Source organism: Acinetobacter sp. CIP 101934 (genome assembly GCF_000369585.1).
GTDB lineage: Bacteria > Pseudomonadota > Gammaproteobacteria > Pseudomonadales > Moraxellaceae > Acinetobacter > Acinetobacter schindleri.
Genome location: NZ_KB850094.1, coordinates 2,406,800 through 2,423,442, shown reverse-complemented (window position 1 = coordinate 2,423,442; position 16,643 = coordinate 2,406,800). Strand labels below are relative to the sequence as shown.

Here is a 16,643-nt window from a genome sequence, read left to right as displayed (position 1 = left end):
ACAATGCTGATTGACTTCCGGCAGGCCCAACTGGGTCTTTTTATCGAATTGGCATGGAAAATTCAGGCACAGCCGCAGCAGTATCTCCAGTTTGATTCGGTATCAGATTTTTATAAGGCTACCTGGTTGAATGATTTTCCGAAAGGTACGACCTGGTATACCTCTGGGCTGGATGATGGTGCAGATGAGTTTGAAGCTGTCATTTGCTATCCTGGAGCCAAGCTGATCATCAGTAGTGGAGTGAAAACTCAAGTGTGGTTAAAGGTGGATGATTGACTTATGTGCCTTAATTTACCTAAACACTGCATAATGACTCTGGATCAGAAATTCAGTTTAATACTGTCGATATACAGCAAAGTTATCTGATCCTAAATTTGGCTTTATAATAAGCTTCCCCAATACAAGCCACATCCACAATTTAAAAAATAAAAAGGAAAACCACATGGCACATCAATTTACTGTAAAGGCAAACATCAATGGTGTTTCTATTGATGAATTTAAACGTCTGGTCAGTGATATCAGCATGCACGAAGCGGTCTGTCGTCGTATTCCGGCGCAGAACATGGAGATTCTGATTTCTGAGAAACAGGGTGAAATCTATACCTTGAAACGTGCATATAACTTGGACGTGAATATTCCAGATATCGCAAAAAAACTGTTACGTGATGCTTTTCGTCTGCAACGTACCGACATCAGTAATCTGGAACATTTAACTTCTACAGTGGAGCTTGGTGCGAACCTGCCAATCGAAGCGACTTGCCAACGCGCAGTAAAAGGTGATGAACGTCAGATTGAGTTTCAACTGGACTGGACCGTAAAAGTAAAGGTGCCATTGGTCGGCGGCATGCTGGAAAAACATGCGGAAGGCGAAATCCGCAAATTTAGCCAGATTGAAATCAGTATCATTGAAGATGAAATCCGTAAAAGCCTGACTGCCTAAATGGCAAGAAGGTCAAAGAAAGAGCCCATATTTGGGCTCTTTTTTATCACAATATTTTATTGATCAGACTACCGATTTTTCAAATTTACTTCTGTAAATCAGGGCAGTGAACAGGGTCACCAGACATACAGTCCAGACATAGTACATTGCACCAATATTGCTATACAGGCTAAGCCATTGTACGAGTGGCAAGGTAATTCCGCCGGCAATGGCATACGCCAGATTGTAAGAGAAAGAAATCCCGGTAAAGCGGATCTGTGCCGGAAACATTTTCACCATGCTGTAAGACACCATCCCGACTGTACCGGAGCTTAAACCTAACAACATATACAGCATGAACACGGTTGACGGTGCAACATGGCCTAGGCTGTTATAGAAAATGCCCGCCATAGTCGCAACTAGAAGAGAACCAAACAGAATGACACGCCCAGCACCAAAACGATCGGCCAATATACCTGCCAGTACACAGCCCACCATTTGCATCACAATCGCCGCACTTTGCATTTTGAAAGCATCGGCACGTTCAAAACCAAAAGCACCAACCAGCAGGTTTGGCATCGCCAGAATCAGCACCACTACACAGCCCGTCAAGAACCAGGTAAAAAGCATTCCAATCACGACACCGGTTTTATGCTTTGCCAGAACCTGTTTCACCGGCAATTCTTTTGCCAGTTCTTTTTTGGCCTGCATGGCTTTAAATACCGGTGTTTCTTTCAGGTAACTCCGCAGGTACAACGCTACAAAACCAAAAATACCACCGAGGATAAAGGGAATACGCCATGCCCAGTCTTTAATTTCTGCTTCAGAGAACTGTAAGGAAATAAAGAGTGACATCAAGGCTCCCAGCAGAATCCCGAGTGACAGGCCTGCGGTAAGCACACCATTGGCAATCCCGATACGGCGTTCAGGGACATGTTCAGAAACAAAAGTCCAGGCAGCAGGAATTTCACCACCAATGGCAATTCCTTGTAGCACACGCATTAACAGCAACAGAATTGGCGCTGCATAACCAATGCTTTCAAAGGTCGGCATGACCCCGATCATCAGGGTAGGTAGTGCCATTAATAGAATTGACAGGCTAAACAGTCGTTTACGTCCAATTAGATCACCAAAATGTGCCATCACTACACCGCCCAATGGACGGAAGAAATAACCCGCAGCAAAAATGCCGTAAGTATTCAACATGGCCCAGAAAGGACTGAGTGTGCTGGGGAAGAACAGCTCTGAAATGAGCTTGGCATAAAACACATAGATGACAAAATCATAAAACTCGAGCGCGCCGCCCAGTGATGAAAATCCAAGAGTGCGTTTATCTGCTTGTGAGAGGCGCGGAGGTGCATCCATGCTGAAATCCTTAATCCATTGCTGAGTATTTATTTGATTTTAAAAGAAACATTTTTTATTGAATAATCAATCTTTCTTTGTTCAAAATAAACTAAAAGTTATAAAAAAAGATATTTATAAAATGCTTTGGAATAATAAAAGTTGAAATTGAGCAAAGAACTGAACTAAAAAATAGAGATGACTTATTTTAGTTCGTATTGATGTTCTTTGCTGATCAGGCTATTCGTTTAAACAGTTTTCAGTGATACAGATTACAAAAAAATCTGCTTTGGAAGGCGCTAAAACTGGTCTATAAAGAGTAGAGGGACTGCCTTAAATAAAGAGAGATTTGACATGACTGTGTTAACCGTGGCCAGGCAAGGTGAGGCAATTTTAGGACTCGTTGCAACTGCTGTGGCAGATTCGGAATTCGGCAGTGAGTGGCTGTATCAGCTCAATAAAGCCATGATGGATACCATGCTTGACCGTCAGGGGGTAGGTATTGCTGCCCCGCAAGTGCATATTTCCAAGCGGATCATTATTGTTGCTTCACGTCCAAACCTGCGTTATCCCGAGGCACCGTATATGGAAGCAGTGACAATGCTCAATCCGGAAATTGTACATGTTTCTGAAGCACAAGTTCTGGGTGAAGAAGGCTGTTTGAGTGTGCCGGATCAAAGAGGCAAAGTTGCCCGGGCACAAGATATTCGGGTGCGTTATTACACCATGGAAGGTGTGCAGGTTGATGCTGAATTTAGTGGCTTTGCTGCACGGATTGTGCAGCATGAAATCGATCATCTGAATGGAATATTATTCACTGAGAGACTTTGAATCTAAGACTTAAGGCTTTTTAATGGCAGTGCCATAAGCAAAGACTTCCACCATTCCACCTTGCATGCCCAGTTCTGTAGTACTCAAGCGTAATCCCATAATCTGAGTAGCACCGATTTTCTCAGCTTCACGCTTCAGGCGAACAACAGCTTCCCGGCGTGCACGTTCCACAATACTTTCATAGCTGACCAGACGTCCACCCAAAATGTTCTGAATATTGGCAATCACATATTTAAAATAATCATGGGAAATCACTACATTGGAGCTAATCAGCTGACCTTCAAATTCTGAAGTTGTAAAACGGTGAGTATCCAGCACAATATGAGCAAGCCGTACTTCCTGTTCCGCCAGCTCTTTTAGATGTTTTCGTTCATAATAACGACCAAAGCCAAAACCTACCGAAAACAGCAGGGCAAAAACGACAAACTGAAAAATCAGGTTATCCATAGCTTATCCTGCTGACGGGAAGGGATCTGGAAGCTTTGGAACATTCGGCTCCACTACCACCGCTGTACCATATACAAACAGTTCAGATGCACCTTGGGCGATGTTAGACGTTGAGAAACGAATGCCGACAATTGCATTGGCACCCATCTGACGAGCTTTTTCAATCATCCGGCTCATCGCTTCTTGGCGCGATTCTTCCAGAAGTTCGGTATAGGCAGTCAGCTCACCGCCAACAATATTTTTCAAACCTGCGAGCAAATCACGGCCAACGTGTTTACTACGTACCGTACTGCCATAGACCACATCGATTTGACGGCTAATAACATGTCCCGGGACGGATTCCAGATTACTGAGTAGCATAAGGGATAGAGAACCTGATTCTGTTGCTTTGAAGATAAGAAACTCCAAGATAAAAAGCAATAAAAAAGCCCACCGAAGTGAGCTTTTTCAATAAGATCGAAAACCGAGACTTACTGCTGATTTGCCTGTTTACGTTCAGCTGTAGATGGCGGGTATTGAATCGTATCTGAGGTATTGGTTTTTAAACCACCACCCAGAGATTTGTACAATTCTACCTGGTTGTTCAGGTTCGCCTGTTCCAGCAATAACAAGCCTTGTTCGGCTGCATATGAAGTACGCTGTGCATCTAAGACAGTTAAATAGCTGTCAATCCCAGCACGGAAGCGGGCATTGGACAGACGATATGTCGTATTGGTTGCATCCACCAGACGACGTTGTGCAGCTAAACGGTCGCCAATGTTCTGACGCACTGCTAGTGCATCGTTGACTTCACGGAAAGCAGACTGAATCGATCTTTCATAATCAGACAGCGCGATTTGCTGGTCTGTTTCTGAAATTCTGATATTTGCTCTACGTGTACCCCAATCGAAGATCGGAATATCCAGACTAGGACCCAGCGACCAGACGAAACTTCCTGATTTAAACAGATCGCTTAAGTCAGCTGAAGCATAACCTGCAGAACCAGTCAGACTGATCGTTGGGTACAGACGCGCACGGGCAGCACCAATATTGGCACCTGCAGCAGACAGACGATATTCAGCTGCACGTACATCCGGACGGTTAATCAGCAGATCACTTGGTAAACCTGCACCTAGTGCCGCATTAGAGGTAATGCGGGTAACACGTTGTGCCGGTAACAGGTTGGCCGGTACAGGTTGACCTACAAGTAGATTTAGCAGGTTTTGTGCCTGAGCCACCTGGGTGCGATAGTTGGCAACATCATTACGTGCAGTTTCAACAGAAATCTGTGCCTGACGAACAGGAACTTCACTGTCGATGCCCACATCGAAACGTTTCTTGTTGAGGTTAAAAGACTCAAGCTGGGTTTGCAGGGTTTGATTGGCAAGCTTCAAGTTAGCATTGGCAAATGAATAATTTAACCATGCCTGTGCTACCTGACTGATCAGCGAGATTTGTGTTGCATCACGCGCACTCGCAGTGGCCAGATAAGTATCTAAAGCATTGTCTTTCAAACTGCGTACACGTCCCCAAAAGTCCAACTCATAAGCAGTCACACCTAAACCGACGTTATAGCGTGTTTGTGCGCCACCGCCTTGATCTTGACGTAATACACTGCCACTTGCACCAATGGTAGGTAACTGGTTGTTTTCGGTAATTTGATAGGCTTGTTGGGCACGTTGGATATTCAGCGTCGCTGTGCGTAAATCACGGTTATTGTTCAATGCCATATCTAAGACTTGTAACAAGCGTTGATCGGCAAAGAAATCTTTATAACCTTGTTCAGCCACTGAAGTACCCGATGCAGCAGTATAGCTGCTTGGAATACTTGTCTGAGCGACGGGTTCTGGCCCACGCATACTTTGACAAGCTGTCAAAGCAAGCGCGAGGGCAGAAACCGCAATACCACGGCCTGTATGCGACCATAAGTTTTGCATCACGATACATGCTCCTGATGATTTTGTTGTTTTGGTTTGTATTTAAAGATACTTCTAATCCAAACATAGAATACAGGAATAAAGAAGATCCCTAACAAGGTTGAGCTAATCACACCACCTAAAACACCATAACCGACCGAGTGTTGGCTACCTGCACCCGCACCTGATGAAAGTGCAAGCGGCAATACACCAAAACCAAAGGACAACGTGGTCATAATGATTGGACGTAAACGCATTTTTGCAGCATGCAAAGTCGCTTCAAACAGGTCTTCACCTTTTTCTTGTAGCTCTTTGGCAAATTCCACAATCAAAATCGCGTTTCTAGCAGATAAACCAATCACGGCAATAATTGCCACTTGGAAGTAAATGTTGTTGGATAGGTTCGGGTTTTTGAACAAAATCATGCCCCCGAAGGTAAGCAATAACGCTCCGACAATACCCAACGGTACCACCAAGAGGACTGAGAATGGAATAGACCAGCTTTCATACAAGGCCGCCAAACATAAGAATACAATCAGTAATGACAGTGCATAGAGGAATGGTGCCTGATCGCCCGATTCACGTTCTTCAAGCGATAAACCTGTCCATTCATAATCAAAGCCATTTAAGCCCATAGACGGTAGTTTTGCGACAATTTCTTCCATCGCTTGCATGGCTTCACCAGAGCTGACACCTGGCGCAGGTGAACCCTGAATGTTCTTGGCAGATACACCGTTATAGCGTTCCAAACGCGGTGAACCATAAGTCCATTCACCTGTTGCAAAGGCAGAGAATGGCACCATATCACCACTATTGTTGCGGACATACCACTTGTTCAGGTCTTCAGGCATCATGCGAGAGTCTGATTCAGCTTGAACATAGACTTTTTTCACACGACCACGGTCAATGAAATCATTGATATACGAACCACCCCAAGCCATGCTCATGGTGCTGTTGATTTCAGCAATGCTGACACCTGCCGCACCTGCTTGCGCTTGGTCAATAATAATACGGTACTGTGGTGTATCTTCCTGACCATTTGGACGCACCCCCATTAAGCGTGGGTCTTTCGCTGCTTCACCCAACACTATATTACGTGCCATGGTGAGTTTTTCGTGGCCATTGCCCGCAGCATCTTTCAGTTGCAAGTTAAAGCCTGAGCTGACACCTAATTCTGGCATCGCAGGAAGCTGTAATGGCATGATGTAAGTCGCATCTTTCACAATCATGTTCAGTGCCATACCACGTTGGATAATTGCACCAATTTGTGATTCAGGGCTGGTACGCTCACTCCAATCTTTTAACTTAATGAACGCCATACCTGCGTTTTGACCAATCCCTGAGAAAGAGAAGCCCGAAACACTAAATACCGATTGCACATGCTCTTTTTCATTTTCTCTGAAAAAATTAGACATGCTGGTCATGGTAGCTTCAGTACGTTCCAAGGTTGCATTTGGTGGGAGTTGTACCAATGTCATCACCACACCCTGATCTTCATCAGGTAAGAATGATGATGGTAGTTTTTGGAACAATAACACAATAATGCCCAGTACCACTGCATATAAAACCCCCGAGAAGATTTTATGATGCGTCATGCGGTTAACACCGCCTTGATATTTAACTGAGAGCTTATCGAAACTGCGGTTAAACCAGCGGAAGAAACGTGCAAAAATACCGTTGCTTTCTGGCTTGTTTGGATCGTGCTGTTTAAGAATCGTGGCACACAGGGCAGGGGTAAAGGTCAATGCTACTAATAGTGATAGCACCATTGCAGTCACAAGGGTAATGGAGAATTGACGATAAATAACACCTGTCGTCCCACCAAAGAATGCCATAGGTACGAATACTGCAGACAATACCGAGGTAATCCCGATCAGTGCGCCTGAAATCTGTTTCATCGACTTTTCAGTCGCCGCTACAGGGTCAAGATGTTCTTCGACCATGACACGTTCTACGTTTTCCACCACGACAATTGCGTCATCGACCAATAAACCAATCGCCAATACCATGGCAAACATGGTCAGAGTGTTAATCGTGAAGCCAAACATATTGATTACGGCAAAAGTACCCAGTACCACCACAGGCACGGCCATGGTTGGAATAATTGTGGCACGCCAGTTCTGCAAGAACAGGAACATCACAATAAAGACCAAAATGATCGCTTCAATTAAAGTTTTAACAACACTCTTAATCGAAAGTTCAATGAATGGTGTGGTATCAAAGGCCAATTCATCCTTTAAACCCGCAGGGTAGTTTGGACGTAACTGTTTGAGACGTTCTTCCACAGCAGCAGCAGTATCTAGGGCGTTAGCACCTGTAGACAATTTAATTGCGACACCGCCTGCAGGCTTACCGTTGTATTTAGAAATAAACTGATAGTTGTCTGCACCAAGTTCAACACGCGCAACATCACCCAAGCGAACCTGAGCACCTGAAGCTGTATTTTTTAGAAAAATATTTCTAAACTGCTCAGGCGTCTGCAACATACTTTGCGCAGTTACCGTCGCATTCAAAGCTTGACCTTCAATTGCAGGTGCACCGCCCAATTGACCTACCGCAACCTGTGCGTTTTGGGTGCGAATGGCTTGAGCAATATCACTTGGTGTGACTTGCAAACTTGCCATTTTGGCAGGATCCATCCAAATACGCATTGCGTATGAACCACCAAAGACTTGAAGTTCACCAACACCTGCAACACGGCTAAGTGGTTCAGAGATGTTTGAGTTTACATAGTCATTAATGTCTGACGCCGATAGGCTTCCATCTGGAGAGTAAAATGCAAGAACCTGCATAAAGCTCGCACCAGACTTGGTGACTTTTACACCTTGACGTTGTACATCTTCAGGTAAAAGCGCCGTTGCCGATTGCAGTTTGTTCTGTACTTGAACTTGAGCAATATCAGGATCGATGCCTTGTTCAAAGTTCAAGTTAATAGACGCTTGACCATTACCCGCACTGTTTGAAGAGATATAACGTAGACCATCCAGACCATTCATTTGTTGTTCAATGATTTGTGTTACCGTGTTTTCCACAGTTTCAGCAGATGCACCCGGATAGGTTGCAGCAATGGTGACCGTTGGCGGTGCAATGGTCGGATATTGGGCAATTGGCATGTTGGTGAGGGTAATAACCCCCGCCAGCATGATCACCAATGAAATCACCCACGCAAAAATGGGGCGATGAATAAAAAAGTGAGCCATTAACGTCTACTCCTTATGTATTTGAAGTAGTTTTTGGTTCAGTGGCTTGGGCTTCTGAGGCTGGTTTTGCATCACCCGATTTTGCTGGTGCAGCAGGTGCGGCTTGTGGAGCAGCGCCTTGAGGCTGGTAAGGTTTAGCCACGACCTGTTGTTCCGGTTTTACTTTCGCAATACCATCTACAATCACTTTATCACCCGGCTTCAAACCTTCAGTCACGATCCAGTTTTGGCCTTGTGTACCCGCAGTAGTGACTGGGCGTGGGATTACCTTATTATCAGCACCCACTAACATCGCCATAGCTTGACCGGTAGGCGTACGTGTTAATGCTGCCTGAGGAATCAGGTAAGCATTTGGTACTTCACCCTGAACGATTTGCGCAGTAGCAAACATACCTGGTAGCAACAGGTGATTCTTGTTCGGGAATACTGCACGCAGTGTCACTGTACCAGTTTCTGGATTCACGCTGGCATCAGAGAATGCTAAACGGCCTTCAACCGGATAGATGCTGCCATCTTCCAGTTTTAACTTCACACGTGTGTTATTAGAGCTGTTCAGGTCACCTTTACTCAACTGCTGACGCAGACGCAGCAATTCCGCGCTTGACTGATTAATATCTACATAGATTGGATCCAGACGCTGAATGGTTACCAGCGGCTCTGGCTGGTTTGCAGTTACCAGCGCACCTGCAGTGATTGAAGAACGGTTAGTCTGACCAGAAATTGGCGCACGTACAGTTGAATAGCCTAAGTTAATTTGAGCATTACGCAATGTTGCACGGTTCGCATTCAAATCAGCTTCAGCCAGTTTAACCTGCGCTACAATGTCATCATATTCCTGCTTGGAAATCGCGTTAGTACCAACCAGTTGACGGTAACGACCTTCTTTAACACGTAACACGCCCAGATTTGCCTCAGCACGTGCAATTGCTGCACGAGCATTGTCCACTGTGGCACGGTTAGTACTAGAGTCGATTTCATACAGCGCCTGACCTTCACGGACATAGCTGCCTTCGCTGAATAAGCGTTTTAGCACGACACCAGTCGCCTGTGGACGTACTTCTGAAATCTCAAATGCTGTTGTGCGACCTGAGAGTTCAACAGACTGCTCAACGCTTTGTGGCTGTGCAACCAGCACACCAACTTCAGTCGGTGGCATTTGCTGTTGAGCACCAGCTTGCTGGCCCTCTTTAGGATCTTTGCTACAGCCAACAAGCGCGATACTTGTTGCTAATGCGCAAACAGTCAGGGCAGGTGCCCAAAGCTTTGCAGACATCATTGTTCCACCTCGATTAGATTTTTATCTAAATTTTTTATTTGTAACTTATTGTATTTAAAAAATTAAATACAATGACAAGATCCAAATAAAACTTATACTCCGGTCGGCGATTACTTTTAGAGGAAACCATATTCACCAAAGGTTTTTTAAAATTCTTATGCCCATCACATCATCAGTTTATGAGGAAGATATTGCTGGCTGATGTAAATCACCAAGCGACATAACTGCAATGGGCAATCTGTATTGTTCAATTTATGAAATATCCAGAAGGCCATACTGAGGCAATGAGAATTTTAAGTCGCCATTTGAGAATAAATCCTCCAAGAATTCCGATACATATAAAATTAAGTTTGCATACTTTTTATACCAAACTGGGGCAATACACCAGCAGATGGTTAAAAGTAATACAAATGGCATGCCATACAGGCACCTTATGGCTGCGGTTATTTAATACAGACAGATCTCTGTGTAGTACTTTATTTATTCAGCAATCAGCAAATCAAACTTGCTATAAGCTGAATCAAGATGAACGAACACACTGAAAATCAAATAAAAAAACCGACAAAAAGCAACAAGTAGGGCATGCCAGATATCCTTGTTCTTTCTAACCGACATGATACCGGTTAACCGTCTGTCCTGAAGTGTACTTGTCAGTACACTTTTTTTCAAGTGTGCGTAATTTATACAAAATCCATATTTTTATTAGGTGATTCTGTTAATAAATCAACAAGAATTGTCTCAGTCTCAACCTTTGCTGGTTGTATGATTTTCGTCAATATCAACATCTTGCTTTGGTGGCCAGAAGAAATCGCTCGGTCGAGTCAGGAAATGGGTCATGACCAGTTTCGCCAGTGGTTTCCATTGTTCAAAACGCACCCGACGTGCACGTAATGCCACAATAATGGTCAGACTAAAACTGACAAACAGGTTGGTCAGACCAATCAGTAGAACACCTAGAAATGACACCACCACCAGGCCAATATCAGGCCCATTAATATTTATCAGTCCTTGAATAAAGTTGGCTGAAGCAAAGGCAATATGACGAATATCCAGCGGTATACCGAGAATAAAACCAATGGTGCCCATACTGCCGAGCATGATCCCGAAAATAAAGTTACCCCCCAAGGCTCCCAAATTACGTTCCATATATTCAGAAAATTTGTTTAAGCGCTCTTGCCCCATCAGGTTAGCCAGACGGGCATGGGCTTTCAGACGTGGTCCGACCTTACGATATACCGCCATATTGTCAAAATAACCTGCGAGCAGGCCAGACAGGAACAGGCAAACCCCGGCAATTGCAGCATGTGGAATCGCAAGTGAAGTAAACGGATTCAGGTCATGTAAGGTCTTGGCCGCTTTGGCATGATTCATTAAAGGTTCATGAAGGGCAGCATCCCACATAAAGGTCAGCAAGGCAGCAACGGGTATGGCAATCGAAATATTCCCGAGGATTGCTACAAACTGGGTCCGGATAATATTCACGATCAATGCAGCCAGTTCAGCAATCTGAGCGGTTTTAGAGCCTTTACGTTGCTGTACGGTAGAAGCCAGTGCAGCTGCGGTCATCGCGGGCTGTTTGGTCGCCACAGTAAAATGCAGCACATGGATGAGCATAAAGCCCAGTGAGTAATTCATGCTGTAGCTAAAGGCTTGCATGAGCGGTGCCATGGTGACACGTGCCATGAGTATCTTCAGGGTAGCCATAGTGGCAATAATGACCCCGGCACCCGCTGCGGCCTTATACATGGCCAGGAAGCCCTGCTTGTCGGTACTTACATAATGCTCTCCAGTTTTGGAAGCATTCTCAGTCACCTGTAAAGCCAGTAATTCACTGTTGGTCGCTAGCAGGGAGCGGACACTACGTTCACTATAAAGTGCTTCAGTAATATCTACCAGAAAATACCCCATAGACTGATAACGCAACTGGTCATCATCCATGATCATATTCAGCAGAATTTCAATCCGTTCCAGACATTGTTCCAGTAGAGCCAGCATATAGGTTAAACTGACACTTACACCAATGCGTTTGGTAGAGCGGCGAATTTTCGCGACAACATCATGACATTGCTCCAGCATCACCATTGCCTGAGAAGCGTCTGGTGGCAGGATGGAATCAACCAGTTCTACATTGTTAAAGCGCTTTTTATATTCCTGAATAAATTCATTGATCTCACGGTTCTGAATCAGAAAAGGCGATTCATATTCCATCAGTTCAGGCTGGGCATTGATAAATTCAGGATGCAGGGCAATACCACTGACGCGATATGACAGGATAGTCAGTGCCTTGATCAGTTCATCTTTAATCCGGGTTTTTTCAGGCTGATTAGAATGGCCCTGATTCATCACGCTAAACAGTCGCAGCCAGTCTTCATCGGCCAGATAGTCGAGCCAATAGCGGTCACTGCGTTCATGAAATACCCGACGCATCAGTTCCTGCAGGCTTTTATCATCCGGAATCATGGGCAGAATATGTGCACCAATACGCTGATTGAGCTGATTCCAGAAACCGTCCAGGGATAAAATACCTGTATCAGAAAACAGGCTGGTCTGTTTGTAGCGGTTAATCACGCGCAGCACAAAGGTCTGCAAGGTAGAAACCGCATTAGGAGTGATCAGTAAAGACTGTAAAAATGCCTGAAATTTTTCTTCGATTTCTTCGGTATTCTTGCTGTCTATTGGTCGTATACGATTCACGAGTTCAATTAACAGGTTTTCATCCAGCTTTGCCTGAGGCTGCTCAAGCTGTTGCTGCATGCTTTGGAAAATATCGAGAAATTTAATATGCATAGGCGAGGTGGGTATCTATTGGATGCGATGAAGCGCAAGTTTGGCCAGGTTAATCAGCGCCTGACGGTATTCAGAATCCGGCAGTAGATCCAGTGCAGCGATCGCAGCTTCGGTTTCTTCAGTCGCACGCTGACGGCAGTAATCCAGAGCACCGGATGCATTGACAATATGAATCACCTGTTCAAGGTGGTCAGTACCGCCCGTTGCAATGCTCTTACGCACAATCTCGAAGTCATCTCCAGAGGTATTCTTCAGTGCCGCAATCAAAGGTAAAGTCGGTTTACCTTCCATCAGGTCATCCCCGATATTCTTGCCCAGTATTTCTGCATCTGAGGTGTAATCCAGAATATCGTCAATGATCTGGAATGCATTTCCAAAGTGACCGGCAAAAGTTCGTAGCGGGGCACGGAACTCTTCTTTACCAGTTAGGATGGCAGCACCTTCAGTCGCCAGTTCAAACAGGCGAGAAGTTTTACCATGAATAATATTTAAATACGTTTCTTCAGTTGTTTCAGGCTGATGTTGCGATTGCAACTGCAATACTTCACCCTCGGCAATTTCACAGGTACCAGTTGAGAAGTCCTTGAGTAAGACCATATTGTTCAGATCAACCAGCAGGTCAAAGGCACGTGAGATCAGGAAGTCACCGACCAATACGGCAGTCTGGTTATTCCAGGTCGCATTCGCAGTTGGACGGCCACGGCGCAGGCCAGACTCATCCACGACGTCATCATGTACCAGCGTTGCAGTATGTAGCATTTCAATGATCGCCGCGAGTTTACGATGCTGATCCAGATCATCTGCGCCACAGGCTTTGGCTGCCAGTAAACACATAATCGGGCGCATACGCTTGCCACCGGCTTCAACCACATGTTTGCTCACTGCCATGACTAAGGCAACTTTTGAAGTAATCCCCTCATTAATGAATGTGTCCATCGCAGCAAAGTCATGTGCCACAGGAGCGAGAATATCTTGCTTAAAGTCGATGGTCATGTGAAAGGAAACCTCTAGTTTGGTAAATCTCAAGTCGGTAGTTTAACAATTTATAACATCCATGAAACATAAGAAACGTACAAACTCCACTAAAAATCAGTTTTTTATGATGAATATAATCCATCCAGCCTGATTCTGGTGGCTGACTGTACTCTATCGATTTACCTTTACGGATCATGTGATCCGAAATTTGTGGCTCAGTATACTACTCAAAAATAACCGTCCGGCTCTGTTGATTTTTGTAGCAAAAAATTGCATGAGTGTCTGATTTTACTAAAATTAGTATAATCTCAAAGAGATGGATAAATGCGTTCATCAATATTTCTATAAAATGGCTTGTTGTTTATACGAATATCCCTTAAAATCTTTGCCCTTGTATAACCCCCAGTGGCGTACGTTTTAAGACCGGTATATCCCTTTATCGGCACGACGACACGGGCATATTTGGAGTACATTATGTACGCAGTAATCCAAAGCGGTGGTAAACAGCACCGTGTAGTTGAGGGTGAAACCCTTAAAGTTGAATTATTGAAAGCTGAAACTGGCGCAACTGTTACTTTTGATGACGTGTTGATGCTTGTAAACGGTGAAAGCATTCAAATCGGTGCTCCAGTGGTAGCTGGCGCTAAAGTAACTGCAGAAGTAGTTAGCCATGGTCGTCACGACAAAATCCGCATCATCAAAATGCGTCGTCGTAAGCACTACCGTAAACAACAAGGTCACCGTCAATGGTTTACCGAGTTGAAAATTACTAGCATTTCAGGCTAATTACTAGGAGTAATGAGACATGGCAACTAAAAAAGCCGGTGGTTCGACTAAGAACGGTCGTGATTCGAATCCTAAGATGTTAGGTGTTAAAGTTTACGGTGGTCAAACTGTAACTGCAGGTAACATCATTGTTCGTCAACGTGGTACTGAATTCCACGCTGGTGTTAACGTAGGTATGGGCCGTGACCATACTTTATTTGCTACTGCTGATGGCGTAGTAAAATTCGAAGTGAAAGGCCAGTTCGGTCGTCGCTACGTATCTGTTGAAGCATAATCTGCGACAATAGAAAAAACCCACAGATTCTGTGGGTTTTTTTATGCTTGAAGATTGACGAGTCAGTCTGAAACATATGGCTGAAGAATAAACGGTGGTCTTCATCATGATGAACAAAAGCAGGGATTTTGCATTAATAACAATACAAAACTTCTTATTTTCTATCATCTTAGTTTTTGAAATTCGTTTAAGATGAGCCATTAGATAAATAGCGATATGCAAATACAAAAAGGTGAGATTATGAATATGCTTCGTAAAACTGTATGTGCCATAACAATCGGTGCGGCAACACTGGCTCCTGTCATGAGCACGACTGTATTTGCCGCAACTGCAGCGACGGAGCAGCAAGCCACTGCCAATCTGGTGAAGCAGCTCAGTAATATCCGTAGCTTAACGGCAAACTTTGAGCAAACCACCAAGATTACCAATCCGAAAGCAACTCAGAAAAAGGGTTTGAGCGCCCAGCACATGAACCAGACCTTTCGTGGTGTGATGAAAGTGCAGCGTCCGGGTAAATTCTATTGGGAAACCACGGCACCTTCGAAACAGACAATTGCTACCACAGGAAAAACTGTCTGGATCTATGACCCAGACTTGCAGCAAGCCGTTCGTCAGAGCCTGGATGAACAAGTCTCCAATACACCAGCATTATTGCTCTCTGGAAACACCAACCAGATCATGCAGTCTTATCGTGTGACACAGCCAAACAAAGGCAAGACCTATTACAAGCTGTATCCAAAGGCAAGTGATGGTGTGTTTGAAAGCCTGACGATCAGCTTTGGCGCTAACAAGGCACCGAGTCTGATGATTCTGGAAGATTCATTGGGTCAAACCACTTATATCAACTTTAGCAATGTGAAAGTGAATGCCAGTATTCCGGCATCTACCTTTAATTTCACACCGCCTAAAGGAACGGATATTATTGATCAATAAGCATCAATGTCAGCAAAATAAAAAAAGCAACCTTCGGGTTGCTTTTTATTTGCCAATAATAGAAATGGATTTGGAGACATTACAAGGTTTGTCTATATCTAGAGATTCAGGCGTTTTAGAATAATCAAAAGTCAAGTCAATTAAATTATGAAATTTCAGGTGCTTAGGATGAAAATGACTACATTTAAAACCGGCTGGATCAGCTGTATTTTATGTTTAAATGTGGGGTTGTTTGCCTGTCAGCCTCAAATGTCTTCAGTCAATGCATCTGCGCAAACAGAAGAAGCAGGGCAAATACAATCCAAAACCATTCCGGTTAAAGGTGTTAATCAGGTCGTGTGCGAAGTAGAGCGTTGTGTGCGCTTTGATCTGCAAACTGTAAATACCAATATGGCTTGGATTGACCAGTATTTTCTAGAGCGTATCCAGCGTACCGAACCAGTTGCCTTTAACAAAGTAAGCAGTGATAAAATCAAAGCAAAGGATCAGCCGAAATTTTTTGAGCAGCGTTCTATTCAGGTCAGTTACCTGAATCAGTATGGTCATCTGGCGACTTTTATATTCAAAACTGCTCATCAGCCTAAACGTGCAGCACAGCCACAATCTCATACTGAATATGTCAATCTGGACCTTAAGCAAAAGAAACGTCTAGCTCTTTATCAAATTATGCTGGGCAATACTGAAGGAAAGTTAAAACAAAGCTTGTATCAAGAAAACAAAGACTGCTTGGATCGTGCCCAAATAACATCAAAGCAATTGGAATTAAGTGACAATTATTATTTTGACAGTCAAGGCTTGGTACTGATTTATCCAGCAGGTGAGTTGAGCAAGTCCACAAGTGTGATGGTAGAATTAAAAGTACCTTATACGGCATTAAATGGGATCATCCGACCTGAATATTTATCCATTTTGCCAAGAACAACCCCTTAAATATTGTGCTAATAAGGCGCAGCCATTCACCAGGTCACTGTATTTT

The 16,643-nt window shown here is 44.2% G+C and carries 15 protein-coding genes; 7 read left to right on the top strand and 8 right to left on the bottom strand.

The window, feature by feature from the left end; all coding sequences use genetic code 11:
* Positions 1-3 precede the first annotated feature (3 nt).
* Positions 4-276: a hypothetical protein gene (locus tag F899_RS11895; RefSeq protein WP_005222971.1), complete on the top strand. Its 273-nt coding sequence runs from the start codon at positions 4-6 to the stop codon at positions 274-276.
* A gap of 166 nt (positions 277-442) precedes the next feature.
* A complete protein-coding gene (locus tag F899_RS11890) occupies positions 443-940 on the top strand; it encodes a DUF2505 family protein (protein WP_005222970.1) in 498 nt (165 codons plus the stop codon).
* A gap of 63 nt (positions 941-1,003) precedes the next feature.
* Here the strand turns inward: F899_RS11890 and F899_RS11885 are convergent, their stop codons facing one another.
* Positions 1,004-2,284: an MFS transporter gene (locus F899_RS11885; RefSeq protein WP_005222968.1), complete on the bottom strand. Its 1,281-nt coding sequence runs from the start codon at positions 2,282-2,284 to the stop codon at positions 1,004-1,006.
* Positions 2,285-2,617: 333 nt separating this feature from the next.
* Between F899_RS11885 and def the strand changes: the two genes are divergently transcribed.
* Positions 2,618-3,094, top strand: coding sequence for a peptide deformylase (gene def / locus F899_RS11880; RefSeq protein ID WP_005222966.1), 477 nt, complete (start codon positions 2,618-2,620; stop codon positions 3,092-3,094).
* Positions 3,095-3,103: 9 nt separating this feature from the next.
* On the opposite strand, the gene F899_RS11875 is transcribed toward def, so the two are convergent.
* The 7 genes from F899_RS11875 to sdsA form a co-directional block, all read right to left on the bottom strand.
* On the bottom strand, positions 3,104-3,541 hold the full coding sequence (locus tag F899_RS11875) for a YbjQ family protein (protein ID WP_005222964.1): 438 nt from the start codon (positions 3,539-3,541) through the stop codon (positions 3,104-3,106).
* A gap of 3 nt (positions 3,542-3,544) precedes the next feature.
* The gene (locus F899_RS11870; RefSeq protein ID WP_005222962.1) at positions 3,545-3,901 is read right to left on the bottom strand and encodes a YbjQ family protein; all 357 of its coding nucleotides are present in this window, start codon (positions 3,899-3,901) and stop codon (positions 3,545-3,547) included.
* 110 nt (positions 3,902-4,011) lie between these two features.
* Positions 4,012-5,457 carry a multidrug efflux RND transporter AdeIJK outer membrane channel subunit AdeK gene (adeK, locus tag F899_RS11865; protein WP_005222960.1) on the bottom strand — a complete coding sequence of 482 codons (1,446 nt, stop codon included), beginning with the start codon at positions 5,455-5,457 and terminating at the stop codon, positions 4,012-4,014.
* Positions 5,457-8,636, bottom strand: a complete 3,180-nt coding sequence (locus F899_RS11860) for an efflux RND transporter permease subunit (RefSeq protein WP_005222958.1) — start codon at positions 8,634-8,636, stop codon at positions 5,457-5,459. The genes adeK and F899_RS11860 overlap by 1 nt, the downstream gene beginning before the upstream one ends.
* A gap of 13 nt (positions 8,637-8,649) precedes the next feature.
* Positions 8,650-9,912, bottom strand: a complete 1,263-nt coding sequence (locus tag F899_RS11855; protein ID WP_005222956.1) for an efflux RND transporter periplasmic adaptor subunit — start codon at positions 9,910-9,912, stop codon at positions 8,650-8,652.
* 744 nt (positions 9,913-10,656) lie between these two features.
* Entirely contained in the window at positions 10,657-12,699 is a 2,043-nt protein-coding gene (locus tag F899_RS11850; protein WP_005222955.1) for a site-specific recombinase, read from the bottom strand.
* Positions 12,700-12,714: 15 nt separating this feature from the next.
* Positions 12,715-13,692, bottom strand: coding sequence for an All-trans-nonaprenyl-diphosphate synthase (gene sdsA, locus F899_RS11845; protein ID WP_005222954.1), 978 nt, complete (start codon positions 13,690-13,692; stop codon positions 12,715-12,717).
* A gap of 456 nt (positions 13,693-14,148) precedes the next feature.
* Here sdsA and rplU point away from each other — a divergent pair, with 456 nt between their 5' ends.
* The 4 genes from rplU to F899_RS11825 all read left to right on the top strand — a co-directional run bounded on the left by rplU (position 14,149) and on the right by F899_RS11825 (position 16,597).
* Positions 14,149-14,460 carry a 50S ribosomal protein L21 gene (gene rplU / locus F899_RS11840; protein WP_004814860.1) on the top strand — a complete coding sequence of 104 codons (312 nt, stop codon included), beginning with the start codon at positions 14,149-14,151 and terminating at the stop codon, positions 14,458-14,460.
* Positions 14,461-14,479: 19 nt separating this feature from the next.
* The gene (rpmA, locus tag F899_RS11835) at positions 14,480-14,734 is read left to right on the top strand and encodes a 50S ribosomal protein L27 (protein WP_004814861.1); all 255 of its coding nucleotides are present in this window, start codon (positions 14,480-14,482) and stop codon (positions 14,732-14,734) included.
* Between the two features lie 240 nt (positions 14,735-14,974).
* Positions 14,975-15,667 (top strand): outer membrane lipoprotein periplasmic chaperone LolA, encoded by a 693-nt coding sequence (gene lolA / locus F899_RS11830; protein ID WP_005222953.1) that lies wholly within the window; start codon positions 14,975-14,977, stop codon positions 15,665-15,667.
* 174 nt (positions 15,668-15,841) lie between these two features.
* Complete coding sequence (locus F899_RS11825) at positions 15,842-16,597, top strand: hypothetical protein (RefSeq protein ID WP_005222952.1); 756 nt, start codon at positions 15,842-15,844, stop codon at positions 16,595-16,597.
* Positions 16,598-16,643 lie beyond the last annotated feature (46 nt).